General features: G+C 61.4%; 16 protein-coding genes and 3 pseudogenes. 7 read left to right on the top strand and 12 right to left on the bottom strand.

The window, feature by feature from the left end:
- Positions 1 to 9: 9 nt before the first annotated feature.
- The 4 genes from Q7F16_RS24350 to Q7F16_RS24365 all read right to left on the bottom strand — a co-directional run bounded on the left by Q7F16_RS24350 (position 10) and on the right by Q7F16_RS24365 (position 8,661).
- Complete coding sequence (locus tag Q7F16_RS24350; RefSeq protein ID WP_409556631.1) at positions 10 to 3,072, bottom strand: non-ribosomal peptide synthetase; 3,063 nt, start codon at positions 3,070 to 3,072, stop codon at positions 10 to 12.
- 111 nt (positions 3,073 to 3,183) lie between these two features.
- Positions 3,184 to 4,230, bottom strand: a complete 1,047-nt coding sequence (locus Q7F16_RS24355; protein ID WP_409556632.1) for a TauD/TfdA family dioxygenase — start codon at positions 4,228 to 4,230, stop codon at positions 3,184 to 3,186.
- Between the two features lie 17 nt (positions 4,231 to 4,247).
- Positions 4,248 to 7,676, bottom strand: coding sequence for a condensation domain-containing protein (locus tag Q7F16_RS24360; RefSeq protein WP_409556633.1), 3,429 nt, complete (start codon positions 7,674 to 7,676; stop codon positions 4,248 to 4,250).
- Positions 7,677 to 7,683: 7 nt separating this feature from the next.
- The gene (locus Q7F16_RS24365) at positions 7,684 to 8,661 is read right to left on the bottom strand and encodes a TauD/TfdA family dioxygenase (protein WP_082098053.1); all 978 of its coding nucleotides are present in this window, start codon (positions 8,659 to 8,661) and stop codon (positions 7,684 to 7,686) included.
- A 248-nt stretch (positions 8,662 to 8,909) separates the two neighbouring features.
- Between Q7F16_RS24365 and Q7F16_RS24370 the strand changes: the two genes are divergently transcribed.
- Entirely contained in the window at positions 8,910 to 10,973 is a 2,064-nt protein-coding gene (locus Q7F16_RS24370; RefSeq protein WP_046065493.1) for a TonB-dependent receptor, read from the top strand.
- A 109-nt stretch (positions 10,974 to 11,082) separates the two neighbouring features.
- Positions 11,083 to 12,504 (top strand): diaminobutyrate--2-oxoglutarate transaminase, encoded by a 1,422-nt coding sequence (locus Q7F16_RS24375; protein WP_082098052.1) that lies wholly within the window; start codon positions 11,083 to 11,085, stop codon positions 12,502 to 12,504.
- Positions 12,505 to 12,692: 188 nt separating this feature from the next.
- On the opposite strand, the gene Q7F16_RS24380 is transcribed toward Q7F16_RS24375, so the two are convergent.
- The gene (locus Q7F16_RS24380) at positions 12,693 to 13,370 is read right to left on the bottom strand and encodes a methyl-accepting chemotaxis protein (protein WP_373419647.1); all 678 of its coding nucleotides are present in this window, start codon (positions 13,368 to 13,370) and stop codon (positions 12,693 to 12,695) included.
- 195 nt (positions 13,371 to 13,565) lie between these two features.
- Positions 13,566 to 14,720: pseudogene (locus tag Q7F16_RS24385) on the bottom strand (FIST signal transduction protein); the annotation flags it as partial.
- Positions 14,721 to 15,368: 648 nt separating this feature from the next.
- On the opposite strand from Q7F16_RS24385, the gene Q7F16_RS24390 reads away from it, so the two are divergent.
- Positions 15,369 to 15,674: a hypothetical protein gene (locus tag Q7F16_RS24390; RefSeq protein ID WP_046065491.1), complete on the top strand. Its 306-nt coding sequence runs from the start codon at positions 15,369 to 15,371 to the stop codon at positions 15,672 to 15,674.
- Positions 15,675 to 15,984: 310 nt separating this feature from the next.
- Positions 15,985 to 17,091 (top strand): hypothetical protein, encoded by a 1,107-nt coding sequence (locus tag Q7F16_RS24395; protein ID WP_046065490.1) that lies wholly within the window; start codon positions 15,985 to 15,987, stop codon positions 17,089 to 17,091.
- 164 nt (positions 17,092 to 17,255) lie between these two features.
- Here Q7F16_RS24395 and yghU read toward each other — a convergent pair whose 3' ends face one another.
- The 5 genes from yghU to Q7F16_RS24420 form a co-directional block, all read right to left on the bottom strand.
- Positions 17,256 to 18,095: a glutathione-dependent disulfide-bond oxidoreductase gene (gene yghU, locus Q7F16_RS24400; protein WP_409556634.1), complete on the bottom strand. Its 840-nt coding sequence runs from the start codon at positions 18,093 to 18,095 to the stop codon at positions 17,256 to 17,258.
- A 44-nt stretch (positions 18,096 to 18,139) separates the two neighbouring features.
- Entirely contained in the window at positions 18,140 to 18,874 is a 735-nt protein-coding gene (locus Q7F16_RS24405; protein WP_204128172.1) for a substrate-binding periplasmic protein, read from the bottom strand.
- Between the two features lie 28 nt (positions 18,875 to 18,902).
- Positions 18,903 to 20,246, bottom strand: coding sequence for a diguanylate cyclase domain-containing protein (locus tag Q7F16_RS24410; protein ID WP_409556635.1), 1,344 nt, complete (start codon positions 20,244 to 20,246; stop codon positions 18,903 to 18,905).
- 1 nt (position 20,247) lies between these two features.
- Positions 20,248 to 21,006 (bottom strand): substrate-binding periplasmic protein, encoded by a 759-nt coding sequence (locus Q7F16_RS24415; RefSeq protein ID WP_204128170.1) that lies wholly within the window; start codon positions 21,004 to 21,006, stop codon positions 20,248 to 20,250.
- Between the two features lie 91 nt (positions 21,007 to 21,097).
- Positions 21,098 to 22,093 carry an aldo/keto reductase gene (locus Q7F16_RS24420; protein ID WP_409556636.1) on the bottom strand — a complete coding sequence of 332 codons (996 nt, stop codon included), beginning with the start codon at positions 22,091 to 22,093 and terminating at the stop codon, positions 21,098 to 21,100.
- A gap of 113 nt (positions 22,094 to 22,206) precedes the next feature.
- Here Q7F16_RS24420 and Q7F16_RS24425 point away from each other — a divergent pair, with 113 nt between their 5' ends.
- Entirely contained in the window at positions 22,207 to 23,130 is a 924-nt protein-coding gene (locus Q7F16_RS24425; RefSeq protein ID WP_409556637.1) for a LysR family transcriptional regulator, read from the top strand.
- Positions 23,131 to 23,285: 155 nt separating this feature from the next.
- Here the strand turns inward: Q7F16_RS24425 and Q7F16_RS24430 are convergent, their stop codons facing one another.
- Positions 23,286 to 24,773: an aldehyde dehydrogenase family protein gene (locus Q7F16_RS24430; RefSeq protein WP_046065483.1), complete on the bottom strand. Its 1,488-nt coding sequence runs from the start codon at positions 24,771 to 24,773 to the stop codon at positions 23,286 to 23,288.
- Positions 24,774 to 25,400: 627 nt separating this feature from the next.
- Here Q7F16_RS24430 and Q7F16_RS24435 point away from each other — a divergent pair.
- Positions 25,401 to 25,676: pseudogene (locus Q7F16_RS24435) on the top strand (PAS domain-containing protein); the annotation flags it as partial.
- Positions 25,671 to 25,940: pseudogene (locus tag Q7F16_RS24440) on the top strand (methyl-accepting chemotaxis protein); the annotation flags it as partial. The pseudogenes Q7F16_RS24435 and Q7F16_RS24440, both read left to right, overlap by 6 nt.
- Positions 25,941 to 25,969 lie beyond the last annotated feature (29 nt).

Genomic DNA, 25,969 nt, shown 5'->3' on the forward strand with positions numbered 1-25,969 from the left:
AGCAACCTTTCATAGGTCGGCCTCGTCCAGTTCGGCCATCAGCGCTTGCATTTCGTCATCGGACAGGCCCGAGGCGCTGAATTCGGTGCTCTCGGCTTGCGGCTCGGCGGCGCTCGGGTCCAGCGGTTGCGCGACCTCGGCCATGGCCGCGATGGTCTGGCGTTCGAAGACTTGCTTGGCCGACAGCGCGATGCCTTGCTCATGGGCCAGGGCCACCACTTGCAGGCTCAGGATCGAGTCGCCGCCGATGGCGAAGAAGTTGTCGGTGACGCTCACCGTCGAGAGCTTCAAGACCTTGGCGACGATGGCTTGCAGGGTGGTTTCCATGGCGTTGCGCGGCGCCACGTGGGCGCTTTCGTCGAACTGGTCGGGGTCGGGCAACTGCCGAGTGTCGAGCTTGCCGTTGGGCGTGCGCGGAAAGCTCGCCAGGGTCAGCACCAGGGCCGGCACCATGTACGACGGCAGGCGCTCACCGAGGAAACGCTTGATCGCTTCCGAGTCCGGCGCGTAGCCGTGGGCGGCCAGGATGTAGGCGAGCAGGCGCTTGCCGGCGGCGTGTTCCTGGACGATCACCGCGGCTTCGCGCACGTCGCTGTGGCTGCACAACTGGCGTTCGATCTCGCCCAGCTCGATGCGGTAGCCGCGCACCTTGACCTGATGATCCTTGCGCCCCAGGAACGCCAGGCGCCCGTCGGCCAACCAGCACGCCAAGTCGCCCGTACGGTAGGCGCGGGTGCCGTCGGCCAGGGTGACGAAGGCCCTGGCGGTTTCTTCGGGTTTGTGGCGATAGCCGCGGGCCAGGGTCGGGCCGGCGAGGACGATTTCCCCTGGCTCGCCAATGCCGCATCCGGTGTCGAATTCGTTCAGCAGGCGCAGGTCCATGCCGGCGATGGGGCGGCCGATGCTGACGTTGCGGTTTGGCTCCAACACCTCATAGGTGGCCCAGACGGTGGCCTCGGTGGGACCGTATTCGTTCACCAGCCGGGCGTGGGGCAGGGTCTTGCTGTGTTGCGCGATCAGCGACGGCGGGCAAGCCTCACCGGCGACGATCCAGCAGGCGAGGCTGTCGGTGCCTGCGCTGCGCTGCAGTTGGTCGAGCAGGGCCTGGTACAGCGACGGCAGCGACAGGCCGTGGCTGACCTGATGCCGGGCAATCAGTTGCGCCAGTCGGGACATTTCCAACTCTTCACCCGGGGCGGGCAAGACCAGGCGTCCGCCTTGGGCCAGGGTCCAGAAAATCCCGGCGACCGAACTGTCGAAGGCAAACGACGACAGCAGCAGGTACGCGCGCACCGGGGCTTCATAGGCGGCCATGCGCACCTGGGTCGAGAAGCTCAGTGCGCCGTGGCTGATTTCCACGGCTTTCGGCGCACCGGTAGAGCCTGAGGTGTAGATCAAGTAGGCGAGGTCGTTCGCGGCCGGCAACGGCAGCGTCGGCCAATCGCCGAGGTCCGGCGCTGCCAGGTCATCCAGCACGAAGCGTTGCAGGTTGGCCGGCACGCTGTCGGCCAGTTCGGCGCTGACCACGATGTGGGCGATGGCGCTGTCGGCGAGCATGTAGGCGCGACGGTCGGCTGGGTAGGTCGGGTCGATCGGCACGTAGGCGCCACCGGCTTTCAAGACGGCGAGCATGGCGACAATGGCCGCGTTGCTGCGGGCGAACAGGATGCCGACGGGCACCCCGGGACCGATGCCTGCGGCGACCAGTCGATGGGCCAGTTGCGTGGCGCAGGCGTCGAGGCGGCTGTAGCTCAGGTCGCCGTCCTGGTCGCTGAGGGCGATGGCGTTCGGTTGCTGGCGAACCTGACGGGCAATCAGTTCCACCAGCGTCACCTGTTCGATGGATGGCACGCTCGCGCCGGTGCCGATCAACTGTGATTGCAGCGTTCCACCCAGGGGCAGTTGGGCCCAGGCCTGTTGCGGTTCAGCCAGGGCGCCTTGCAGCAGTTGCAGCCATTGCTCGGCGAGGCAGCCTGCGGCTTCGGCGCTGAGGGCATGGCGGTCGTAGACCAGCTGCGCGTGCAGGCGGTCGGGCAACTGGCGGACGTTCAGGCACGCCTTCAGCGGGTTCATCACCGCGCTGGCATGACGCTCCCGGGCATCGCCCGAGCGCCAGGCAAAGGCATAGCCGGCGTTCATGTGGCCGGTGTAATAGTCTTGCCAGCCGACTGCCCGTTCCAGGGTGGCGGCCACTTGCGTACTTTGTTCCAGCAGGGTCGCCTGGGCATCCAGTTCGATGTTCACGGGCAGGCACTGCTCGAACAGGCCCAGGGTGCTTTCCAGTTCCGCGCCGCGACTTTCATGGATCAGGGTAAGCGGCACCTGTTGCTGGCCGACCAATCGTCCCAGCACCGCTGCCCATGCCGCCAGCAGCAGGTCCGGGGTCAGGGCCGAGTGACGGGCGAGGTCGCTCGGCAGGGTCAGGTCCAGCCGGGTCGGTGAAAAACCGCCCTCGAGGGCTGCTTCGAGCGGCAGTTGCAAGGAGGCCTGTTCGGTTTCGCCCGAGGGCTTCCAGAAGCTCACGCCCGGATGGTCCGGCGCGTCTTCAACCAGGCTCCAGCGCCATTCGGCGTAGTCGGCGTACTGCAAGGTGTCGGACAGGTCCGTGGGGTTGTCTTGCAGCAGTGCGCCGGCCAGCCATTTCAGGCTGGCGAGGTCGAAGTGGCTGCTGGCCGCCGCCAGGTCCAGGACCGCTTGTTCATCGGACAGGCGCACCAGGGTCACGCACAGTGGGGTCGTCCAGTCACGGGGCTGGTCGGCGAGCCGGGCCAGCGCGGCGTCCTGGTCGACGCGGCTGTGCTGGCGCAAGTCCTGGAGATTCACCGCCAGCGAGCCGGCTTCGTCAATCACCTGCACCGGGTGGCGCAGGCCGGGCACGGGCATCAGGCGCGTGCGCAGGATTTCACTGCCGGCCACCAGGGTTTGCAAGCGGTTGTTCAGTGCATCGACGTCCAGCGGCTGCGACAGCGACCATTGCAAATGGCAGCTGAACGGGTGCTCCGCCGCGCTGTTGATGTGGGGGTAAACCGATGCCTGTTGCGGCGAAATACGAAAACCTTGAAGTCCGCTCATGTTCATCTCGACTGGAAAAGGGCTTGAGCCTGGATCACCGCACAGACGTCGGGGCTTGCTGGACACGTGTCAGGCAAGCCTCCTGCGAACGGCGGGTGGACCCGTTGAATGTCAGACGGCAACGTCGCTCGACAGCAGGGCTTCAGCCATGCCGGTCATGATGGCGCGCTTGCCGGTAAAGGGTTCGCGACCATGCACGGCGAGCATGTTGTCGATGAACAACACGTCCCCCTGTTGCCAACTGAAGCGCACCAGTGAATCGAGGTAGGCCGCACGCAGCGATTGCAGCACGTGCGGCTCGATCGGTTCGCCATCGCCATAAAACGTGTTGGTGGGCAGGTCGAGGTCGTTGAAGTTGCTTTGCAGCGAATCGCGGATGCGTTCGGGCAGGGTGCTGATGTGGAAGAACGTGGCGTGGTTGAACCAGACCTCTTCGCCAGTGCGCGGGTGGCGCACCATGGCGGGCCCGCGTTGACGAGTGCGCAGGCGATTGTTGTCTTTCCATTCCACTTCGATGCCGACGCTGGCGCAGTAGGCCTCTACTTCGCTGCGGTCTTCGGACTGGAACACGGTCTGCCACGGCAGGCCGAAACCGTCGCCGTAGTTGCGCACGTACAACACGCCTTTTTTCCTGAACCTCGCTTCAATCTGCGGGCTGATCCTGGCCTTCACGGCGCGGGTCGAGCCAATCGGTGTTTCACCACCGGTTTCCGACGGCAGTTGGCAGTAGAAGAACAGCCGCAGCGGGAAGCGCGGCGAGTAGGAGTGTTCGTTGTGGGGGAAAATCATCTGGTCGGCCGGGTAGTCGGTCGAGGTGTAGATGTTGCCGCCGACCCTTGTCCGGGGCGAGGCGCGGAACATGTATTCCAGAGCGCCGGGGGAGAGGGCGGCGATCACTTGGTCGAACTGCTCGACGGACGCGACGTTGAAGCCGCGAAACAGCAGGGCGCCGTACTCCAGCAGTTTCTTTTCCAGCGACTCGCGTTCCCGGGTGGCCCAGGCGATCAGGTCGACGCCACTGACCGCCGGCTCGATCACGAGGGGCAGGGCGTGGTCCGGGCTGAGCAGACGCTCGGTGACCAACTGTTGTTCCGAGACGTTCATGGCTTTGCGACGCACGGCGCCGAGGGCGCGTGGCGATGGGGGCACGATAGACATAACGGCATCCGACTCGGTTAAAGGGACAAGGAGCGACGTTTGGCTTGCATCATCTGGCTGCGACCGGCCAGCGCCTGGGACTGTTGTCGCTCCCGGGCAAAGGCCTGGTCCCAGTTGTCGATGCGCTTGGCCAACGCCGGCAGCGGCTCGTCCAACAGGGTGTGTAGCTGTTCCAGCAGGCCCGTCCACAGGTGTTGCAGGCGCAGGGCACGCTGCTGGTCGAAGTATTCGCCGCGATACTTGAGGGTCGCGGCGAGGCCTTCGCTGCCGTGCACCAGGTCGAGCACCAGGTGGAAATCTCCCGGTGCCTGGGCCACGTCCAGCGTGGACAGCTGCGCGCCGGCGATGGCGGTCGGGGTCACCCGTGACGGTTGATAGTTGAGCTTGACCTGGAACAGCGGCGAGTGACCGGGGCGGCGCTGCGGCGCCAGGGCCGAGACCACCAGGTCGAAAGGCAGGCCTTGATGGGCATAGGCCAGGCGCGCTTCATCACGAACCCGCTCAAGCAGACCGGCAAGGGTCGGTTCGCCGCGCAAGTCACAGCGCAGGGTCAACTGGTTGACGAAGAAACCGATGACGTCGTTGTGCTCAGCCAGTGGCCGGCCGCTCACGTCGGTGCCCAGCAGGAACTGCTGCTGGCCTCCCAGTTGCTTGAGCACCAGTTGGTAGCTGGCCAGCAACAGCATGAACAAGGTCATGCCTTGCTCGCGGGCCAGCGCTGCCAACCGTTCGCAGCGGGCCTGGGGCACGTTGAAGTCCAGGCTGTGTTCGCCCGGGGCCTGGCCGCTGCCACCGAGTTCCAAGGTTTGCGGCATGCCGGCCAGGTGTCCGCGCCAGAAGTCCTGCTCGGTGGCGATCCGCTGTTCGCTCCAGTGCCGGGCTTCCCATTGGGCGAAATCGAGGTATTGCCCCGGGAGTGCGGCGTCCGCCGAACCCGCCAATTCCGCCAGCAATATTTGCGCCGAGCGGCCGTCGAAGGCGATGTGGTGCAGGGTCAGCAGCAGGTCATGCTGTTGGTCATGTCGGCTAAGCAACTGCGCTCGCAGCAGCGGACCGGCTTGCAGATCGACAGGGGTAGCGTGTTCGTGGGCCAGGTGCTCGCTCAGCACCTGCTGTTGCTGCGCTTCATTCTGTTCACGCAAATCATGATGGATCAGTGCTAGCGCTGTGGCCGGCAACACCTGTTGTTGCGGGCCATCGACACCGTCGCGGTACACCGTGCGCAACACGCCATGCCGCTCGACCAGCGCGTTCAAGCGCAGGGCCAGGGTCTCGATGTCCAACGGCCCTTGCAGGCGCAGATGCAGCACCAGGTTGTGGCGGGTGTCGTCCGGGTTCAGTTGGCGCAGGAACCATAGGCGACGCTGGGCGAACGACTGATGGCCCTGGCTGAGGTTGGTCTGCTCGGTCGACGCCTCGGCCATTGGTGCCGGTTCATTCAGGAAACCTTGCAGGGCCACCGCCCATTGCCCCAGGGTGGTTTCCCCGAACAAGTCCTGGGTTTCGAGGTTCCAGCCCAGGTCCCGGTGCAGGCGCGCAGCGAAGTCGGCCACGCCGATGGAGTCCAGGCCCTGGCCGATCAGGCTGCGTTCGAAGTGGGCGGACAGATACGGGTTGACCGCGTGCAGCGTCTGTTCCAGCCATTGGCGGCAGGCGACCTGGGCCTGTTGCGGCGTTTCGGCCACCAGGTGCTTGAACTGGGCAAGGTCAAGGGGCTCGCCGTTCGAGGCAGGCTGCCCACCGCTCTGGGCAATGATGCTCAACGTGCCCGCGGCCAGTTGTTTGCGTGCGCCTTGACGGGCGATCTTGCCGCTGGTGGTCATCGGGATGGTGCCGGCTTGCACCAGCACGATCTGGTCGATGCCACAGTCGGCGGCTTCGCGCACGGCGTTTTGCATCGACGCGAACAGCGCCGGGTGATGCGCCGGGTCGACGAACTTGCGTTGCGGCTCGGCGACGATCACCAGTTTCTCGCGGCCCAGTGCCGGGTCCATTTCCGAGAAAGCAGCGATGCGTCCGGTACGGATGCCCGGCTCGGCGTCGGTGATGGCGAATTCGATGTCGTGGGGATAGAGGTTGCGTCCGTTGAGAATCAGCAGGTCCTTGAGCCGTCCGCAGATCACCACCTGGCCTTCGTGCATGAAGCCCAGGTCGCCGGAGCGCAGATAATGCTCCGATGAGCCGACAATCCGTGCTTCAAAGGCTTCACGAGTGGCTTCGGGGTTCTTCCAATAGGATTCGGCGTTGCTCGGGCCCTTGAGCCAGACTTCGCCGATGCGGTCGGCGGCGCAGCGTTCGAAGGTGTGCGGGTCGACGATGGCGATGCTGTGCAAGGCTTGCGGGTAACCGCAGGCGACGAACTCCACGGCAGCGGCATCGGCCGCCGCCAGGGCCACCCGACCGCTCTCCAGCACGGCTTTGTCCAGGCGCAGTACCACTGGCAGCGCGTCGGCCGGCGTGGCGCTGACGCACAGGGTTGCTTCGGCCTGGCCATACCCGGGGCTGATGGCCAACGGGTTCAGGCCACACGCGGCAAAGCGTTGGGCGAAGGCTTCGAGGGTGCCGGGGTGGATCGGTTCGGCGCCGTTGATCGCGTGTTTCCAGGCGCTCAGGTCGAGCTGCGCGATCAGGTTGTCGCTGACCACGCGGTTGCACAGGGCATAGGCGAAGTTGGGGGCGAAACTGGCGGTGGCGCGGTAGCGACTCAACGCCTGCAACCAGGTCGACGGCGCATTGACGAAGGTCTGGGATGCCATCAGGTAGCACGGCATGCCGCTGTAGAGCGGGGCCAGCATGCCGCCGATCAGGCCCATGTCGTGGTACAGCGGCAGCCAGTTGACCATGGCCCCGTGCTCGTCGAAAGCGTAGGCCTGGCGCATCAGTTCAACGTTGGCGATCAGGTTGCGTTGACGCACCTCGACGCCTTTTGGCGAACCGGTAGAGCCCGAGGTGTATTGCAGGAAGGCCACGGTCGAACCGTCGATGGCCGGGCGTTGCCACTGGCTGGCCGGTGGCGTGCCCAGGTGTTGGACGGTCAGCACATCGACGCGTCCCTCCACCAGTTCCAGCAAGCCTTCGCAATAGTCTGCCGGTGCGAGAATCAGCGCCGGTTCGGCATCCACCACCACGTTGCGGACGCGGTCCAGGTGACGCGGTTTGCGCGACGGCGGCGGAAACAACGGTACCGCGATCAGGCCGGCATACAGGCAGGCACAGAAGGCGCGGGCGTAGTCGAGGCTGCTGGGCAGCATCAGCAGCACGCGATCACCCGGCGCATAACGCGCTTGCAGCGCGGCCGCCAGGGACTGGGATTGCTCGCGCAGTTGGGCAAAGGTCAGGGTTTCGCCGATCTCTACGCCGTCCGGCAAAAAATGCAGGGCGGCACGCTGAGGGAAGTGCTGGGCGTTGGTTTCCAGCACGTCGATCCAGTGTTCGAATGAAAACATGTGCAATTCACGCCATGGCCACGATGACTTTGCGGTCACCGGTGAAAGGATTGCGACCGTGTGCCACCAGTCGGTTGTCGAGCATCAGGATATCGCCGGGCTGCCAGGGGAAACTGATGGCAGTCTCGCGGTAGACCTCGCGCACGGTGTCGAGCATGCCGTCGGCAATCGGCGAGCCATCGCCGAAATAGACATGGCGCGGCAGGTTCTCTTCACCCACCGCCGCCAGCAGGCTGGCGCGTACGCTCGGTTCGATGGCCGAGACATGGAACAGGTGCGCCTGGTTGAACCAGACCCATTCACCGGTCTCGGGATGCTGCTGCACGGCGGCGCAACGCTGGCGGGTGCGCAGGTCGCCATCGGCTTTCCATTCCCACTCGATGTCGTTGTCCTGGCAGTAGCGTTCGACCTGGGCACGGTCCTGGGTGTTGAAGACTTTTTCCCAGGGCAGGTCCAGTGCGCCGCTGTAGTTACGCACGTAGAGCAACTCGCGGCTGGCGAACAGCTCGCGAATCTCGGCAGGCATGCGCTGGTAGATCAGGCGGCTGTCGGCAATCGGGGTCTCGCCGCCGGTTTCACTGGCCTTGATGCAGTGGAACCAGATGCGCGAAGGCCAGGGACGGGTGTAGGCCTGCTCGTTGTGCAGCGGGATGAATTGATGGGCCGGGTACTCGGTGGAGCTATAGACCCCGGCGAAGACTTTGCTGCGCGGCGTGGAACCGAATTCGTAACTGGCCAGCGGTGCACCGAAGCTGGCAGCGAAACGCTTGAAATCGATGGGCGTGGCGACGGTAAAACCGCGGAACAGCACGCCGCCAACCGTGGTCAGGGCATGGGCCAGGCTGTCGCGAATCGAGGCGTCCAGGTCGTGGATCGACTGTCCCGACGTCCCCTGCACCAGCAAGGGTAGCGATTGGGCGCTTGCATCCGTGGGCGCCATTGAAAACAGCTCGGAACGCCCGTTCAGGTGTTCGATTGAGGTCATCCTTGTGCATCCTCTTATAGCGTCTTCGACCAGTCACAAGACCTTGAAAGCAGGGCAGCGGTCAGTGTTGTAGGACTCGTCTGTAGTGTATGTAAGTCGATACAAGACGACATACTAGGTACAAATGAGATGGATTATCAATACTATTTATTTAATTTTTTTTTTGAATTAGACTCCGCTCCGCTGGCGCCAAACAGCCTTCGGCCAGCTCAAAAAACCTAAAAATATCTGTCGCAGGGGAGCGGGGCGTGAATTTCAAAAAGAATACAATTGCGTTGGCTGTAGGGTCGGCCATAGGCCTGAGCAACGGTGCTTGGGCGGCTGAAGAAGCCGGCAAGATGGAGATTGCTCCAATCACCGTGACGGGTGAAAAAATCGACCGTACCCTCGAAAAGACCCAGTCCAGCGTCGTGGTTGTCACCGACAAGAATCTGCGTGAGCACGGCGACAAGGACCTGGTGGATGTGTTTGCCCGCACGCCCGGCGTCTATAGCCAGGCCGGCAACGAGAACTGGGGGATTCGTGGCGTGCCGGTGTCCGGTTTTGACGACCAGGGCCCGGCCGCCCTCAACGGTGCGGTGTCGGTGTATGTCGACGGTGCCGTGCAGCCGAACCGCGCGCTGACCCTCAGCCCGGTCCCGCTCTGGGATGCCGAGCAGGTCGAGGTTTTTCTCGGTCCGCAATCCACCACCCAGGGTCGGAACTCCCTGGCTGGTGCGGTGGTTATCCGAACCAAGAACCCAACCTTCGAACCGAGCTTCTCGGCGCAGACCAGCGTGGGCAACTACGGTGAGCACGGTGCGGCCGTGGCGGGTGGCGGGGCCATCGTCGATGAGAAGATCGCCGGGCGTATCGCCGTGGATTATTCCGACGGTGACGGCTACATCCGCAACACCACGCTCGATAAAGATGCCAACCCGCATCGCACCAGCAACGCCCGCGGTAAGTTGCTGATCCTGCCCAATGACGACACTGACGTCTTGCTGACTTATGCCCATAACGAACATCGCCAGGGTGACCGCTCGACGATGCGCGGCGCCGATGGCAAGCCGAGCTATTACGACATCGCGTCCAATACCGAGGCCTTCGACAACCTCAAGCAAGACACTTTCAGCGCCAAGGTGGATTACCGCCTGAACGATGCCTGGTCGCTGACGAGCATGACCGCCAATACCAGTACGGACTACAGCAACCGCCTGGACTTTGACCAGACAGCGGTGGACAACGAGGTCGTTCTGCGTAAACAAGACGGCAACCTGTTCAGTCAGGAACTGCGTCTGAATTACGACTCGGACACGGTGAAGAGTTTCGTCGGTGCCTACTATGGCCACAACACCAACAACTTCCACGACCGGTTGTTGTTCGATGACGTTCTGGTTCGTACCGTCAAAGGTGATACCAAGATTGAAAACAAGGCGGTGTTCGGTGAAGTCAACTGGACATTCGCGCCGCGCTGGACGTTGATCACTGGCCTGCGTTACGACCATGAGACGAACAATACCGACATCGAGGAAGACGGCCGCTTCGTTCCCGAGAAAATCAAGAAATCGTTTGATGCCGTGCTGCCGAAACTCGGTATTGACTACGAATTGGCAACGGACCAGTACCTCGGCTTCATGGTGCAGAAGGGCTATCGCGGTGGTGGCGTCAACCTGCGCTCCGGTAGCGGTCACCAGGCCTACGATCCCGAATACACCACCAACTACGAGCTGTCCTATCGCGGTTCGTTCTTCGACAAGACCCTGCGTACTCGCGCGAACCTGTACTACACCGACTGGAAAGATCAGCAGGTCAGCGTGCGGCAGACCGGTAGCAGCGTCATTGATATCTACAACGCCGGTCGCAGTGAGATCAAGGGTCTGGAGGTCTTCGTCGAAAAAGACATCACCGAACAACTGACCCTGAACGTCGGTGGCGCCATTACCGATAGCAAATACAAGGACTTCGTCTCTGACAGTGGTCAGGACAGGAGCGGCGAGTCGTTCCTCTACTCGCCTAAATACAAGGCCTCGGTGGGTGGTGTCTATCGCTTCGACGATCGCCTGATATTCGGCACGGACATCGTCTATCAGAGCACTGCACCTTCGGAGTATGAGTTCGACACGAACGGCAAAGTCACCGGTGAGCGTAAGAGCGACGCCTATGTGCTGGTGAATTTCAACACCGAGTACAAAGTCACCAAGAACGTCGCAGTGTCTGCCTACGTGAAGAATGCGTTCGACAAGGAGTACGTCACCAACAATCGCAACGACGACATCATCGACGTCGGCGCACCGCGCACGGTGGGGATGATCCTGCGCTACGACATGTAAAACCCACGGGCGCGGGGAGGCAATCTCCCCGCGTCTGTCCTGCAACGTTTCGGATGTTTGTTTCCAGGCTGTTCGTTCCCTTCCAAACCCAGCCTCCATGGAGGAAATCATGAGTGCTTTTCCGAATGTCACAGCGGGTGGCGCGCAACAGCTACGCCTGTTGCACACCGGTCTGTCGAGTCCTTACTGCCTCGATTCGACGCCGTTGCTGGAACGTCAGCAACAGCAGGAGTCCAACGCCCGCAGTTACCCGCGACGTATTCCCCTGGTGCTTGAAAGGGCCCATGGCATTTATGTGCAGGACAGCCGAGGGCAAGTGTTCATCGATTGCCTGGCCGGCGCCGGGACCCTGGCGTTGGGGCACAACCACCCGGTGATCATCGAAGCCATCACCCAGGTCATGGCGGCCGGTGTGCCGATGCACACCCTGGACCTCATGACCCCTGTAAAGGACGCATTTGTCCAAGAAATTTTCGCTTGCCTGCCCAGCGAGTTCGCTCGCCATGCACGCATCCAGTTCTGCGGCCCGAGTGGCGCCGATGCGGTCGAGGCCGCGCTCAAGCTGACCCGTACCGCCACCGGGCGGCACTCGGTCCTGGCGTTCGAAGGGGCCTATCACGGGATGACCCTGGGCACGCTGGCCATCAGCGGCAACCTGTCGCCGAAAAATGCCCTCGGTGCATTGATGCCCGGGGTACAGCGTCTGCCGTTCCCTCATGATTATCGTTGCCCGTTCGGGGTGGCCGGCGATCAAGCGGTCACGTTGAACGTGCGCTACCTCGAGCACTTGCTCAACGACCCGGAAAGCGGGGTGACTGCACCGGCGGCAATGATCCTGGAGCCGATCCAGGGCGAGGGCGGGGTAATTGCCGCGCCGGACCGCTGGCTGCAGGAACTGCGCCGGTTGACCCAGGCCCACGGCATTCCGCTGATCGTCGACGAGATCCAGTGCGGCATTGCCCGCAGCGGGCGGATGTTCGGCTTCGAGCAGTCGGGCATCACGCCGGATGTCATCACCCTGTCCAAAGCCATCGGCGGCGGGTTGCCGCTGTCGGTCATGGTCTACCACGAGTCGCTGGACGTCTGGCAACCGGGTGCCCACGCTGGCACGTTCCGCGGTAATCAACTGGCGATGGCGGCGGGTACCGCGACCTTGCGTTTTATCCGCGATCAAGGCCTGGTCCAGCACGCCGAAACGGTGGGCGCCCACTTGCAAAAACAATTGCAGGCACTGCAAAACGAGTTCGCCTGGATCGGCGATGTGCGTGGACGCGGCCTGATGCTCGGCATGGAAATCGTCGATCCGCAGGGCGCCCGTGATGTCCAAGGCCATCCGCCGGTGGACACGGCACGGGCCAAGGCTTTCCAGCAGGCATGCCTGAAGCACGGCTTGATCGTTGAACTGGGCGGACGCCACGGCGCGACCGTACGCTTCCTGCCGCCGCTGATCATCACCGAACAGGAAATCGATTTCGTCGCGAAAATCCTGTTCCAGGCCGCGAGCACAATCAACGAGCGCCCCGCAAGCTGATCATCCAGGTTCGGAGCAGTATCCAGACACAACACCAAACCCTGTGGGAGCGGGCTTGCTCGCGAAGGCGCCGGCCCATCCAACATCACCACAAGCAGACCCACCGCTATCGCGAGCAAGCTCGCTCCCACAATGGATTGCGGGTGCCCACAGCATTCGGACTCAATACAAAACCCTGTGGCAGTTACTCAAGCACTGGCGTGAGTCAGCCCCGTCAAGGTGTCCGCGATGGCCTTGGTGCGTTGCGCGGTGCCTTCGGTGGTGCGGCTGGAGTCTTCCAGGGCATCGAGCATCTCGCGCAGGGCGCTGACGGCGACGGACTGGTCTTCGATCTGTTGGGCGACGCCTTGGATCTCCGTCGAGAGCAGGTCAATGTCCACGCCGATTTCCGCAGCATTCTTGCGGGTGATTTCCGCGAGCTTGCGGACCTCATCAGCCACCACCGCAAACCCTCTGCCCATCTCACCGGCACGCGCTGCTTCGATGGCGGCGTTGAGGGCCAACAGGTTGGTCTGTCCGGCGATTTGCTGGATGACCTGCACGATCGACTGAATACGCAGGCTCGAACTGGCGAGCGCACGGGCGCCGACCACCGCTTCACCCGCTTGCGTGGCGAGCTGTTCGACGGTCGTGCCGGCCTGCTCGGCGACGCTGTTTTGCCGGTCGATCGTGCCCGTCAGGTCATCCATCGACAGGTGTAGCTCACCTGAGTAGTGCTTGATTTGCGTCGCCATCAGCGCTTGGTGCTGGCTGGCCTGGGCCAATACCTGGCCCAGATCGGTCAGACCGTCGAACACCGGCAGGATGGTGTTATCCAGGCCGCGAGTGTCCAGGGCGCTGCTGAAATCATTCATCTTGAACGCCATGATCTGCTTGACCACGACATGGTTCAGGCCTGCCAGTTTCTTGATCTGGCGGCGCAGAAAAAACGCCTTGAACTCGCCATAGTGGGCGATGAAGTTATCGACGTACTCATCGACAAATTGGGCGCCCTTGGTGACTCTGAAGAAGAAAATCGCCGTGAGTGTCTGGTTAAGGTTCAAACCGAGGATTTCACCAAACGTCGAGAAGCCGGCCAGAGGCACATCCCCGAAAATACCGGCCATGCTACCCAGGTCGCTGCTGTTGTTGAGCCGCCGCAGGATGCAATCGTTGAGAATAGCGGCCACCGGACGACCGCCCTTGCCCTTGAGGAATTTCTCGTAGTCGAGTCGGGTCGCCTCGCGAAGGGGCGTGCGCTTGACCATCACCAGCTCTTCGCCGGGCGCCACGTCGCAGAACAGCTGGATGATCTGCTGCTGATAGTCGATGCGGGCAATGGAGCGTACGAACAGCTCATCGCCCACACGGATGGCGAATGAATAATCGGCCAGCTTCTTTTCCAGCGCCTGCGCACTGCACTCGAATGCATCGCACAGTGCCTGGACCATGCTCTTGATGTTCCCCCGGCTGTCGATGACCTGGTCGATGGTGCGGTCTTCGACCGACGCGGTCAGCACGCTGAACGTCAGCCCGGCAGGTTGGAAGTTCTGGCTCTTGAACACCCCGAAGCGCACATCCGCCGCGGTTTTCAGGAAGACAATCTGCGCATGATTCTGATAACTGCGCTGCCCGTCACTGATCAGGGTTTTTTTGAAATCCGTCTTGCCTCCGGCCGATCCGCCAACGAACAGGCAAGGGAAACGCCCCGACTCATAGAGCGCCTCCATAAAGAACGACTCGGAAGCCGAAAGACCATCGAACACCACATAGGCCAAGGTATCGCGGTGGTCAATGGGCGTGCTCACTTGCGCCTGCTTGATGTTAGTCACCAACCTGGCGATTCGCTCACGCATGGCCAGGCGCTTGCCGCCACCGCGAATGTCCTCGCACTCCAGCGGCACCATCACCACCTCGGCCGACACAATCACACTGGCGTCAAACAGCTGCAGCACCACCCGATCCCAGGTCTCGCCGGTCTGGCAATACAGCGTGTTCGCACCGTTGCACAACTCACCCGACGTCGTGCACAGGCTGATGGCGCTGTGGGCGAAGCGCTTCTTGACCTTGGCGGCGACCTGGTCGATGTCCAGGTGAGGGGAGACGAATCCGGTGATCAGCACTGGGGTGATACGTGCGTCGGCCAACGCCTGGTCCAGCTCAGCAGAGGTGCAGGCCACGCTGACAGCCCCTTGAGTGCGGGCTCGGGCTGTGTTGAAGAGGTTCAGTAGGTTCATGGCTGGACTCGGTTGAGCGCGACGTGACGCGTACGAGGTATGCGTGCAGAGTTCTTTTTCTGTAGCGGTCACGGCTGGAGGGGTTGTATGGACGCGAGCTTGTGCTATTTCCGGGGGTAGTCCACAGGGTCTTTTGGTTGGGGTTTACTCCGTCTGTAGATCAGCGACTTTCGTATAGGTCCCCGGTGCGCTCGATGAAAAAACAGTCACTGCCCCCTAGACGCAAATTTATTCGCATAGCCTTATGTAGCGACGACTCATGAATAAATACAACGTTATAGAGAACTCCCCGCTTTTCCACAGGAAGTAACTGGGCTTCAGTAAGATTCACGCAGTGTGATTAATGAACAGAGCAAGGCACTGTAAATTACTTGTCTTTGCTCAAGAGCGCCTTGAGGAGTGGGCTGAAAGGACATTCTGTTGCACCCCTTCAATAGTTTTCGTTACTATGGGTTGGGTGATGGCAGTCTGCTATGTGGCTTGGGCGTGTTGACGGTCAGCTATATCGTGACGAGAAGCTCAATAGTTAACGAGAAAGCTTCTAGCCGGCGTTCACGCAGTAACGTAGTGTCAAGCAGATTTGGCGTTCGGTGTCGTTTCAAAGGCCTTGAGCCCGTTGGGTCATTGGAAGATTTGGAGTTAATGTAAATGGTCGCTGTTGATGCTGTTGTAGAAGAGTTTGTGCAACTGCTTGATGTCGCAATTTTTATTGCAAAAAAAATGAAAATCGACAGTCGAGACCCCTTTATCATCCAGGCGGCTGAAGTAACGGTGAAGAACCTCAAAGGTTTTCGAAAGTTGGCACTTTCTGGCGGGCTTCCGAGGCCATCAAGCGGTGATTTTTCTCAGGGGACGAGTCTTGGATTGAGTCACGGAATTGGCGAGTGGGCGGAGGGTGGGGATTTGCTTGACGCTGTTTTAAAGGTGGAAAATCACTATAAAAATTCCATGTAAGTTTACTTGGAATACTCGCAGTACGCAGATGACCAGTACCCAGGCAGTTGGCCAAATTGAACAACGGGGGGAGTACGTTTTCTGCGGGGGGCAGGGAAAGCGCTCACTGCCTTAGTTGGAAAACATACCCAGTCTCCACTTTCAGTCCCGTCTCCACTTCCCCGATGAAAAAATCAGCTCTATGACGCCTGGACGGCAAAGCGACACCCGCTATGCTATCGACGATGGCGTCTTGCCATTTACCACGCCCACCACAACCCCAGGCGCGAGACGAGAACCTGCTCATCATCGCCCTTTGCAGAGACGACCCATGAATAAATACAAAGCCGTGTCCGGAGTGGCCTGGGGTGTCTTGTTGGGTTGTATCGGCCAGGCCAACGCTTTTCAGCTCTCGCCGAATGGCACCGTGGCTGAGCGGGAGATGGCTAAAAAATATGGGGTTTCCTACAAGGCGACGGTGCCTTTCGCCAGTTTTGCGCTGCATAATTTTTCCGACCCTGCCCATGAGGCGCTGACGCAGAAGATCTATGGGTGCGACGGGGATTGGCAGGATTGCAGCAATCCCAATCTGGAGAATGCCGGCGCCTACATCATTGCCGGGGTTCGCTGGAACGATGATCCGGTGTTCATGCCAGGCGCTGAAGATGCCAAGACCAAGGGCTGCGATGGGCGTTATTCGGTTGGTTTTATCTCGCAGACGCGGTGCTGGGTAAATCTCTTCGAGAAAGCCGAGAGCAAAAGTGCTTCTGATCCGATGGCGTTCATGGGCGCGGGAAACTACATCTCTCGTTCGCATTTCGGCGACCTACAGTTCTTGCACTCCATGGCTTCCCAAGAGGGCGCCGCGCCAAAACAGACCAAGCGTGAAATCATGATGTGGGCCGAGTTCTCTTGGGGTGTCGCCGATGGGACTTACCCGATCAATACCTATTTGAGAGACATCAAGATCGAAGGCTGGGAGCAGCATTTCAATAACGGCCAGACGGTGCAGGATCTCTTTGCGGTCGGGCGTCCATGGTTGCGGGCGAATGTGAATCAAGTGGCGTTTGGCAGTTTGCTTCACCTTGTCCAGGACAGCTTTGCCGGTGGGCATGCGCAGCGGCGCGAAGAGGTACTGGGCGACAAGTGCATGGGCGGTGCCGAGGCTGTGTTGGGGCGAATCGAGGAGTTTCACTCTTACGCCCGGCAGGATCATGCCAAGCACAAGGCCAATGACGCCAGTTCAGTCGCCAGGATCATGCTGATGGCCCATGAACCGGATGTCGTGGATGCTGGCAAGAAGCTGAGAGGGTTTATCGCCGATCGCAAGAAATGGGCGGACGTCAGGCCTTATCTGGACGAGTGTGTTTTTGCACTGGCCAATGAAACGACTCCGGCGTCGGCGGGTGATGGGTACAAGCTGGAAGCCAGCCGCTGAACACCGGATAACAAACTGTGGGAGCGAGCTTGCTCGCGATGACGTCGGCACATCCAGCGTCAATGCCAACTGATCCACCGCCATCGCGAGCAAGCTCGCTCCCACAGGGGGCTGTGCTGGTCGAAAAACAGGGGTTTACCACCGATCCGACGTGCGATCCGCCCTCAGCCCAAATCCCCAGCCTCATGCCGCTCCGGCACCTGGCTCGCTTCGTCACCCCAGGTACGGTTGACCCGCTGTCCGCGCTGGACGGCGGGGCGCTTGGCAATTTCTTCTGCCCAGCGCTGCACATGGGTGTATTCGTGGGCACTCAGGAATTCGGCGGCGCCGTACACGTTGTTGCGCACCAGTTGGCCATACCAGGGCCAGACCGCGATGTCGGCGATGGTGTAGTCATCGCCTGCCAGGTATTGGCTTTCGCCAAGACGGCGGTCCAGGACGTCGAGTTGACGCTTGGCTTCCATGGTGAAGCGATTGATCGGGTATTCGAGTTTCTCCGGCGCATAGGCGTAGAAATGCCCGAAGCCACCGCCCAGGTACGGGGCGGAGCCCATCTGCCAGAACAGCCAGTTCAATGTTTCGGTACGACCTGCCAGGTCGGTGGGCAGGAAGGCGCCGAATTTTTCCGCCAGGTACAGCAGGATCGAACCGGACTCGAAGACCCGGATGCCGGGCTCCACGCTGCGATCCAGCAGGGCCGGGATCTTGGAGTTGGGGTTTATCTCGACAAAACCGCTGGAGAACTGGTCGCCTTCGCTGATGCGGATCAGCCAGGCGTCGTATTCCGCGCCCGTATGACCCAGCGCCAGCAGTTCCTCCAGCAGGATGGTCACCTTCACGCCATTGGGCGTGGCCAGGGAGTAGAGCTGCAGCGGGTGTTTACCAATCGGCAAGGTTTTTTCATGGGTCGGCCCGGCGATAGGGCGGTTGATGCTGGCGAACTGGCCGCCAGACGGGGCGTCGTTTTTCCAGACCTTGGGCGGAACGTAGGACGCTTTACTCATCGGGACATACCTCATCGTTTGCTTGTGGTGTGATCCCCCAGAGTCTACCGCTGTTCGTTCATGATCCGCGCCACTTCACCGGAAGCCTTGAGCTGCTCGAAAGCGCGCTGGGCCTTGGCGACGACTTCATCCGGCGTGCTCAGGCTGAAGGCCAGGTGGACCCTGTGGGGTTGCTCGTCGAGGGTATAGACCTCTTCCAGCGAAGTGAAATCCACTTGGGCATCTTTGCTCATCAGGCGCGCGGTGTTCTCCGGCATCGGCAGCAACTGGATCTGGCGATTCAGCAGTTTTTGAAAGTTGTCGTGGTTGTTGGCCGAGATGACCAGCCGGGTAAACCCACGCTGTTGCAGGTAAATCTGCTTGGCGTCGTTTCGCACCACGCCGATGCTGTACTGCTTGGCCTCCTCGAGGTTGTTGACGGCTATGTCTTTATTGTCACGCAGCTTATAGAGCCGGCTCGCCACCCGATGTATTTCACCCACCCATTTGAACAGTTGCTCGCGGGCCGGGGTGCGGTCCAACGGGAAGATCAGCACGTTAGGTTCGTGCAGGGCTTTTTCGTAGGCCCGGGCCCACGGGTACAGCGACAGGCTGTAGTCGGTGAGCTGCGCGCTTTTCAGGGTTTCTTCGGCGATTCGACTGCCCGGCCCGATGACCTTGTCGTCACGCTGGTAGGCGTAGAGGGAGTCTTCGGTCACGACTTCGATCGTCTCGGCATGGCTTTGCAGGCTGATCGAGGTGAGGAGCAAACACGAGCAGAGTATCAGGCGATAATGCATATACAGACCTCATGGCACGCGATGGTTTTTACAGAGCGACGCAATCGCGTCCCTGGTGTTTGGCTCGGTACAACGCCTGGTCGGCGCGTTGCAGCAGTTGATCGAAATGGTCCATGGTCTCCGGGTCCAACTCGGCGACGCCGATGCTCACGGTGACAAACGGCGATACCTTGGAACCGCTGTGGGGCAGTTCACGTTCGGCCAGGCTTGTACGGAAACGTTGGGCGGCCTCGCAGGCCTGGGCGGCGTCGATGTTGGGCAGGACCACCACGAACTCTTCGCCGCCTACGCGCGCGGTCAGTTCGCCAGAGCGGCCGAACACGCTGCGCAAGGTCTCGGCGATCTCTTTCAAGCACAAGTCGCCCTGCATGTGGCCGTAGGTGTCGTTGTAGATCTTGAAGAAATCGACATCGCACATGAGCACCGCCAGCGGGGTCTTGTGGCGGATCGCCCGACGAAACTCGATGTCTTTCAACTCGTCGAAATAGCGGCGGTTGGCCAGGCCCGTCAAGGCATCGTGACGTGACAGCGCTTCGAGTGACTGGTTGGCGGCCTTCAATTCTGCGGTGCGGGCCTCGACCAGTTCGGCCATTTGGTCGCGGCTGGCGGCAAGGGCCAGTTCGTCCGAATGCTGGCGCTCCAAATGGGCGTGGAGATTGTCCTGGAGCGCATTCACCTGGAATTCGAGCAGGCTCAGTTCGTCCTGACGCTGCACTGCCCGTTGCAGCTTGAGGTGATGCTTGAGGGTTGGCGGCGCCAGTTCGCCCAGGTGACGGGCGATATGCACCACATGCACGGTCACCAGGCGATTGAACACGGTCATGACCAACCCAGCCAGCAGCAAGGACTGGATGAGCTGGGTGATGACGATGCTGCGGGCTTCGCCCCAGAGGCGCTCCCACAGTAGCTTATTGTCGCCTTCGATGGTCAGCTCGCCGACTTTTTCATGGGCCCCGGCGTAGGGATGCGCGATAAGCTCTCGACGCAGCACCGGCACCACGCCCGATTGACCGGCGGGGTATCGATTGAGTTCGATGACTTCAGGCGCTTGCCCGGGGCGCAGGATGTTCAACACCAGGCGTCCCACGGGCGCTGCCATGGCGACGCTGGTGATTTGCTGGTCGAGGGATTCACGGTCCAGTTCCCAAATGGCATGGGCCAGGGTGTTCTGGAACACCTGGTCGATCAGGGCCAGCTCCGAATTCATTTCCGCCAGATTGTTTTCCCAGGCCAACCAGGTACGCCAGGTGACCATCGCCAGGGTAAAGAGCAGGCAGAACAACAGCGTTGCCAGTACCAGGCGGCGCCCTAGGGAGCTGAACGCCTTGGTCTGTGGTTGCAAGGAGGAGGCCCTACGGAAATTGGCATCCATGTCACAACCATTTGCGCAGGATGGCATCGTAGACGCCATTGCGCCGGATGGTCTCCAGGCCCGCACGGAACTTTGCCACCGTATCGGCCGGCGTCTTGCGGCTGAATGCCATGCTCAGGCCGTCGGCGCTGCTCAGCTCGGGCAGCGCCAGCGAGCGGATCAGCAATTTGTCCGGGTCTTCGCCATTCTGGCGCGTCAGGTACAGCGCGTTGAGCTCGTTGGAAATCCACAGCTCCACGTGATCGACCTTGAGCTTGCGGTAGTTGTGTTCGTACTTGGTGCTCGACTGCAGTTCCTCGCCGATGCGAAAGCCCTTCGAGACCAGGTATTGCTCGCCCACGTCCTGATTGACCGTGGCGATCTGGTGCCCGTGGGCATCGGCCAGCGAGTCGAGTTTCACCGGCCGGTCCGCCAGCGAGTAAATGTACCACTGCGTCGGGCCGATGCTGCCGACCCACTGGAAAAGCGGTTCACGTGCAGGCGTGCGGACGATCGAGTAGATCAACACGTTGCTTTCATTGAGCGCCAGTTCGTAGGCCCGGGCCCAGGGCATGGAGTGGATAGGTGCGTCCATGCCGACCTCCTTGAGCACGGCCTGGACCACCTCGGTGCTCATGCCGGTCATTCGGCCGTTCTGCGTCATGTTGTAGGGCGGCAGTTCCTCCGTCACGATGCGCAGCGGTGCCTCTGCCGCATAAGCGCTTGCAGCGAGGAACATCAGGACGCCCCACATCAGCAGGCGATTCAGCGGCCAACCCATTGATCATTACCCTACGCAACTTGCAGGTCTCGGCGAGGCCTGGGAGCTATCACTGATAGGGTTATCGGCTGGGCTGGCGGCTGCTTGAATATCAACCGTTCAACAACGTCATCGTCTGCGCCTGGTATCGGTCGCCCGCCACCACGCCTTCGCCGGTGAAAATCCCATCCAGCTGGGCCAATTCGTCAGCGCCCAACACCACCGAAGCCGCCGCGACATTGCTCTCCAGGTACTTGCGCTGCTTGGTGCCCGGGATCGGAATGACATGGTCACCCTGGGCCAATACCCAAGCCAGGGCCAGTTGCGAGGCGCTGATGCCCTTGTCCAAGGCGAGTGCCTTGACCCGCTCTACCAGCGCCAGGTTGCGATTGAAGTTGTCGGCCTGGAAGCGTGGGTTGAAGCGGCGATAGTCATCGGCGGCGAAGTCCTCCGGTGATTTCAGCTCGCCGGTCAAAAAGCCCCGGCCCAAGGGACTGTAGGCGACGAATGCAATGCCCAGGCGTTGGCAGGTATCGAGCACGCCATTGTGTTCAGGCTCACGGGACCACAGCGAGTATTCGCTTTGTACCGCTGCCAGGGGATGGACGGCGTGGGCCCGCTGGATGGTCTCGGCGCTGGCTTCCGAAATCCCGATGTGGCGGACCTTGCCGGCCTTGACCAGCTCGGCCATGGCGCCGATGGTTTCTTCGACGGGCACTTCAGGGTCGATGCGATGCTGGTAGTAGAGGTCCAGGTAATCGGTGTCGAGGCGCTTGAGGCTGCCATCGACAGATTGCCGAACGTATTCGGGACGGCCATTGACGCCACGGGCATGGGGATCGCTGCTGCGCACCAAGCCGAACTTGCTCGCCAGGTACAGGCCGTCACGCTTGCCACGCAGGGCCCGTCCGAGCAGTTCTTCGTTGGTATGCGGCCCGTACATGTCGGCGGTGTCGAACAGCGTCACGCCCAATTCCACGGCGCGGTGGAGCGTGGCAATCGCTTCTCGCTCGTCCACGCCCGTGGTGTAGAAATCCGACATGCCCATGCAGCCCAGGCCGATGGAGGAAACGTGAGGGCCGCGATGGCCGAGTTGGCGAGTTTTCATGCTGGTAGCTCCTGGAAATGAACGACCTGTGCAGTCTCTATCAGGCGGTTTCCTGGATAAATCCACGATTATTGGTTTAACTATTCGTGATATCTAAATAGTGAGGCGCGACATTGGACCGATTACAGGCCATGCAGGTGTTCCGGCGCATCGTTGAGCTGGGTGGTTTTGGCAAGGCGGCCGATGACCTTGGGCTGCCCCGGGCCACCGTCAGCCTGCTGATCCAGCAGTTGGAAGCCCATCTGGGCGTGCAACTGTTGCAGCGCACCACCCGGCAGGTGCGCGCAACGCTGGATGGGCAAGCGTATTACCAGCGCAGCGGCCAGTTGCTGGACGACCTCGATGACCTGGAAAGTTCGTTGTCGACACAACGCAGCCAACCGCGCGGCACCTTGAAAGTGGACATGCCCATCGCATTTGGCTGCACCTGGATCCTGCCGCGCCTGGCGGACTTTTATCGTCGTTACCCGGCATTGCAACTGGACATTGGCTTCCATGATCGCCAGGTCCATCTGCAGCGCGAGGGCGTGGATTGTGCAATCCGCGCCGGCAATGTCGTCGACCAGGCGTTGGTGGCGCGCCCCATCGTGCGCCTGCATCAACTGACGTGCGCCAGCCCTGGCTATCTGGCCCGTGCCGGCACGCCTGGGCGGTTGGAGGATTTGACGGCGCACAAGGCCATTGGCTTTGCGTCCGGCAATGGGCGGTTCTTCCCGTTCGAATTCGAGGTGGCGGGTCGGGTGCGCGAAATGCAATTGCCCAGTGACTTGAACGTCAACAATGCCGACGCTTATGTGACGGCCTGTGAAGCGGGATTCGGCTTGATCCAGGCGCCGCGTTACCATGTGCAACAGCAGTTGGCCGAGGGCAGGCTGGTTCAGGTACTTGAAAACTACAGCGTGCCGACGTGGCCGATCTCAGCGGTGTACCCGCCCCATCGACAGTTGTCGCCCAGGGTGCGGGTGTTTATCGACTGGGTGATCGAGCTTTTGCAGGGCGAGGCGGATGCGCAGGGGGCGCTGATGGATAGGGTGTAGAACCATGCCAGAACCCTGTGTGCGGGCTTGCTCGCGATGGCATCGGCACATCCAGTATCACCGCAAACTGGCCCTCCGCTATCGCGAGCAAGCTCGCACACAAGGGGAATTTTTGCTGGGTAGGGCTCTGAGGGTTGTCCCAGAGCCCTTGAAGGTCAGTAGCGGATCATCACCGACTTCAGTTCGGTGTAGTCGTCGATGAATGCACTGCCGAATTCACGGCCTATCCCTGAAGATTTGCTGCCGCCAAAAGGCACCGCCGGGTCGAGCAGGGTGTGCATGTTCACCCAGACCGTGCCAGCTTCGATGGCGGGGACCATGCGCAGGGCTTTGCCCAGGTCGTTGGTCCAGAGGCTGGCGCTCAGGCCGTAGGGGGTGTCGTTCATCAGCTCCAGCAGTTCCTCCTCAGTGTCGTAAGGGAAGAACGTGGCGATCGGGCCGAAGGTTTCTTCGTTGAGCAGGCTGTCGTCGCGGCGATTGGCGAGAATGATGGTCGGCTCGACATAGCAACCCGGCCCATCGATCAGCTTGCCACCGTGGACGATGGTGTTGTTCTGTGCGCGGGCCTTGGCGAAGAATTCCGCGAGTTTGTGCTGGTGCTGACGGTTGGTTACCGGGCCGAATTCGGTGCGCTCGTCCAGGGGCGAGCCGATGGTGAGTTTGCTCAGGCGCTGGGCCAGTTTGTCCATGATCGACTCGATCTGCGAGCGATGGACAAAGAACCGTTCCGCGGCAGCGCAGATTTGTCCCGAATGCAGAAAGCCCGCCTCGATGATGCCGTTGACCGCCACCTCGGGATCGATATCGCGCAGGAACCCCGCCGCATTCTTCCCACCCAGTTCCAAGGTTGCACGGGTCAACCCGGCGCCCATGGCCGCTTGGCCCACCGCCAGGCCGGTGGGCACGGAACCGGTGAATGAGACCTTGTTGGTGCCCGGGTGTTCGATCAGCCCTTTGCCCACCAGGCCGCCGCCGGTCAACACATTCAGGGCACCGGCTGGAAGGCCGGCCTCGATGGCCAGTTCAGCGATGCGCAGGATGGTCAGCGGGGTGAACTCGCTGGGCTTGATGATGATGCTGCAACCGGTCACCAGGGCTGAGGCCAGTTTCCAGATGGCGATCATGGTGGAGAAATTCCACGGCACGATACCGACCACCACCCCGACCGGTTCGCGCAAGGTAAATGCGGTGTAGCGTTCGCCAGCGAAGGAGGGCAGTGATGGGGTGATCGTCTCGCCGTTGAGCTTGGTCGCCCAGCCAGCGTAGTAACGCAGGAAATGAGCGGCCTGATCGACTTCGAAGGCCCGGGAGATATGGATGATCTTCCCCGACTGGCAGGTTTCGATCTGCGCCAGCTCCTCGCGGTTGCGCTCCAGCAGGTCCGCCAACTTGAGCAGCACATGACCGCGCACCGCCGGCGCTGTTTGAGACCACTGCTTGAAGCCGCGACGGGACGATTGCACCGCCGCATCGATGTCGCCGGGAGTGGCGTCGCTGACCTGGGCGATGACTTGGCCGGTGGCAGGGTTTACGACGTCCAGCGTCTGGCTGCTCTGGCTTTCGACGTAACCACCGTCGATGAACAGGGCGTGATGTCTACCGAGGAAGGTTTCGACCTGAGGCAGCAGGGCAATATCGCTCATGAGGGTTTCCTGATCGCGAATGGGAAAGCCCGGAGGGTAATCCCGGCAGGACCGTCCAGCTTGACTGTGCCTGCCGCGCCGTATGTCTGTGGCTGCCAGCCTGGGTGGTTGGCAGCCAGGAGCAAGGCCCGGTGCAGGCAGGGACAAGCCAGCCTGGCCGGTTTGCGATCAGATCCGGGTTTCGACTTGATGGCATAGGGGCAGGCGATGTTTCTCCAGACCAACAAACAGAAACGGGCGTTGATCGCACAGGTGCAGCGCGTACTGGCCGGCGAAACGGAGGACACGCCGCTGCTCGACGCGTATCCGCCACTGCGCACCGTCCTTGAGCAGCATGCACGGCAGGTGGCGAGCGCGACTGCACATGTGCATCAGGTCGAGGCACAAGTGGAGACGCAAACCCTGCGCTGGCAGCAAAGCGAGCATGAGTTGCACAAGGTTCGCCAGCAATTGGAGCAAACCCTTGAGCGCGAGCAGGTGCTTGAAATACGTCTGGGCGAACTCAGCCAGCAGCTGCTGCAACAACGCCAGGATGCGCAGATATGGGAGCTGCTGCAGTCGACCCTGACAGAAGGCTGCTGGGATATCACGGTCGTCAACGGTGACCTTCAGCACCCGGCCAGTGGCATGCGCTTTTCCAGCCAGTTCCGTGCGCTGCTGGGTTATGGACCGGATGACTTGCCCGATGGCTGGGATGCCCAGGTCGGCATCACCCACCCGGACGACCTGCCCAAGATCATGGCCATTTTCGACCGGGAAATCCTTGGCTCCCAGGGCAGCGGTGAATACGTCTTTGAATACCGGATGCGCCACAAGACTCGGGATTACATCTGGTGTCGTGAGCGCGGTCGGGCGGTACGCGACTCGCATGGGCTACTGGTGCGAGTCATTGGTGCGGTGCGTGATATCAGCGATGAGCGCTCGGCCCAGTCCACCCATCAGCGCATGCTCGAACAGAACCAGGTGACCTACGCCCAGATTGCCACGGTGGTGGGGGTGATCAAGGGCATTGCCGACCAGACCAATCTGCTCGCCTTGAACGCCGCGATTGAGGCGGCCAGGGCCGGAGATGTCGGGCGCGGTTTCTCGGTGGTGGCCGATGAAGTGCGCAAGCTGGCGCAGAGCACCCGGCAGGCGACCCATCAGATCCAGACCATGTTGCATCAGCACAAGTAGGAGCTGCCGAAGGCTGTGAT

The sequence above is a fragment of the Pseudomonas sp. Lb2C2 genome, assembly GCF_052112205.1.
GTDB lineage: Bacteria > Pseudomonadota > Gammaproteobacteria > Pseudomonadales > Pseudomonadaceae > Aquipseudomonas > Aquipseudomonas kilonensis.

What these genes read in the sequence shown, in the direction of transcription:
- Q7F16_RS24405 (WP_204128172.1), bottom strand. Translation starts at nt 18,874, where the DNA reads ATGCATTATCGCCTGATACTCTGCTCGTGTTTGCTCCTCACCTCGATC.
- Q7F16_RS24375 (WP_082098052.1), top strand. Translation starts at nt 11,083, where the DNA reads ATGAGTGCTTTTCCGAATGTCACAGCGGGTGGCGCGCAACAGCTACGC.
- Q7F16_RS24420 (WP_409556636.1), bottom strand. Translation starts at nt 22,093, where the DNA reads ATGAAAACTCGCCAACTCGGCCATCGCGGCCCTCACGTTTCCTCCATC.
- Q7F16_RS24395 (WP_046065490.1), top strand. Translation starts at nt 15,985, where the DNA reads ATGAATAAATACAAAGCCGTGTCCGGAGTGGCCTGGGGTGTCTTGTTG.
- Q7F16_RS24410 (WP_409556635.1), bottom strand. Translation starts at nt 20,246, where the DNA reads ATGGATGCCAATTTCCGTAGGGCCTCCTCCTTGCAACCACAGACCAAG.
- Q7F16_RS24390 (WP_046065491.1), top strand. Translation starts at nt 15,369, where the DNA reads ATGGTCGCTGTTGATGCTGTTGTAGAAGAGTTTGTGCAACTGCTTGAT.
- Q7F16_RS24380 (WP_373419647.1), bottom strand. Translation starts at nt 13,370, where the DNA reads ATGGCGTTCAAGATGAATGATTTCAGCAGCGCCCTGGACACTCGCGGC.
- Q7F16_RS24415 (WP_204128170.1), bottom strand. Translation starts at nt 21,006, where the DNA reads ATGGGTTGGCCGCTGAATCGCCTGCTGATGTGGGGCGTCCTGATGTTC.
- Q7F16_RS24350 (WP_409556631.1), bottom strand. Translation starts at nt 3,072, where the DNA reads ATGAGCGGACTTCAAGGTTTTCGTATTTCGCCGCAACAGGCATCGGTT.
- yghU (WP_409556634.1), bottom strand. Translation starts at nt 18,095, where the DNA reads ATGAGTAAAGCGTCCTACGTTCCGCCCAAGGTCTGGAAAAACGACGCC.
- Q7F16_RS24355 (WP_409556632.1), bottom strand. Translation starts at nt 4,230, where the DNA reads ATGTCTATCGTGCCCCCATCGCCACGCGCCCTCGGCGCCGTGCGTCGC.
- Q7F16_RS24365 (WP_082098053.1), bottom strand. Translation starts at nt 8,661, where the DNA reads ATGACCTCAATCGAACACCTGAACGGGCGTTCCGAGCTGTTTTCAATG.
- Q7F16_RS24360 (WP_409556633.1), bottom strand. Translation starts at nt 7,676, where the DNA reads ATGTTTTCATTCGAACACTGGATCGACGTGCTGGAAACCAACGCCCAG.
- Q7F16_RS24430 (WP_046065483.1), bottom strand. Translation starts at nt 24,773, where the DNA reads ATGAGCGATATTGCCCTGCTGCCTCAGGTCGAAACCTTCCTCGGTAGA.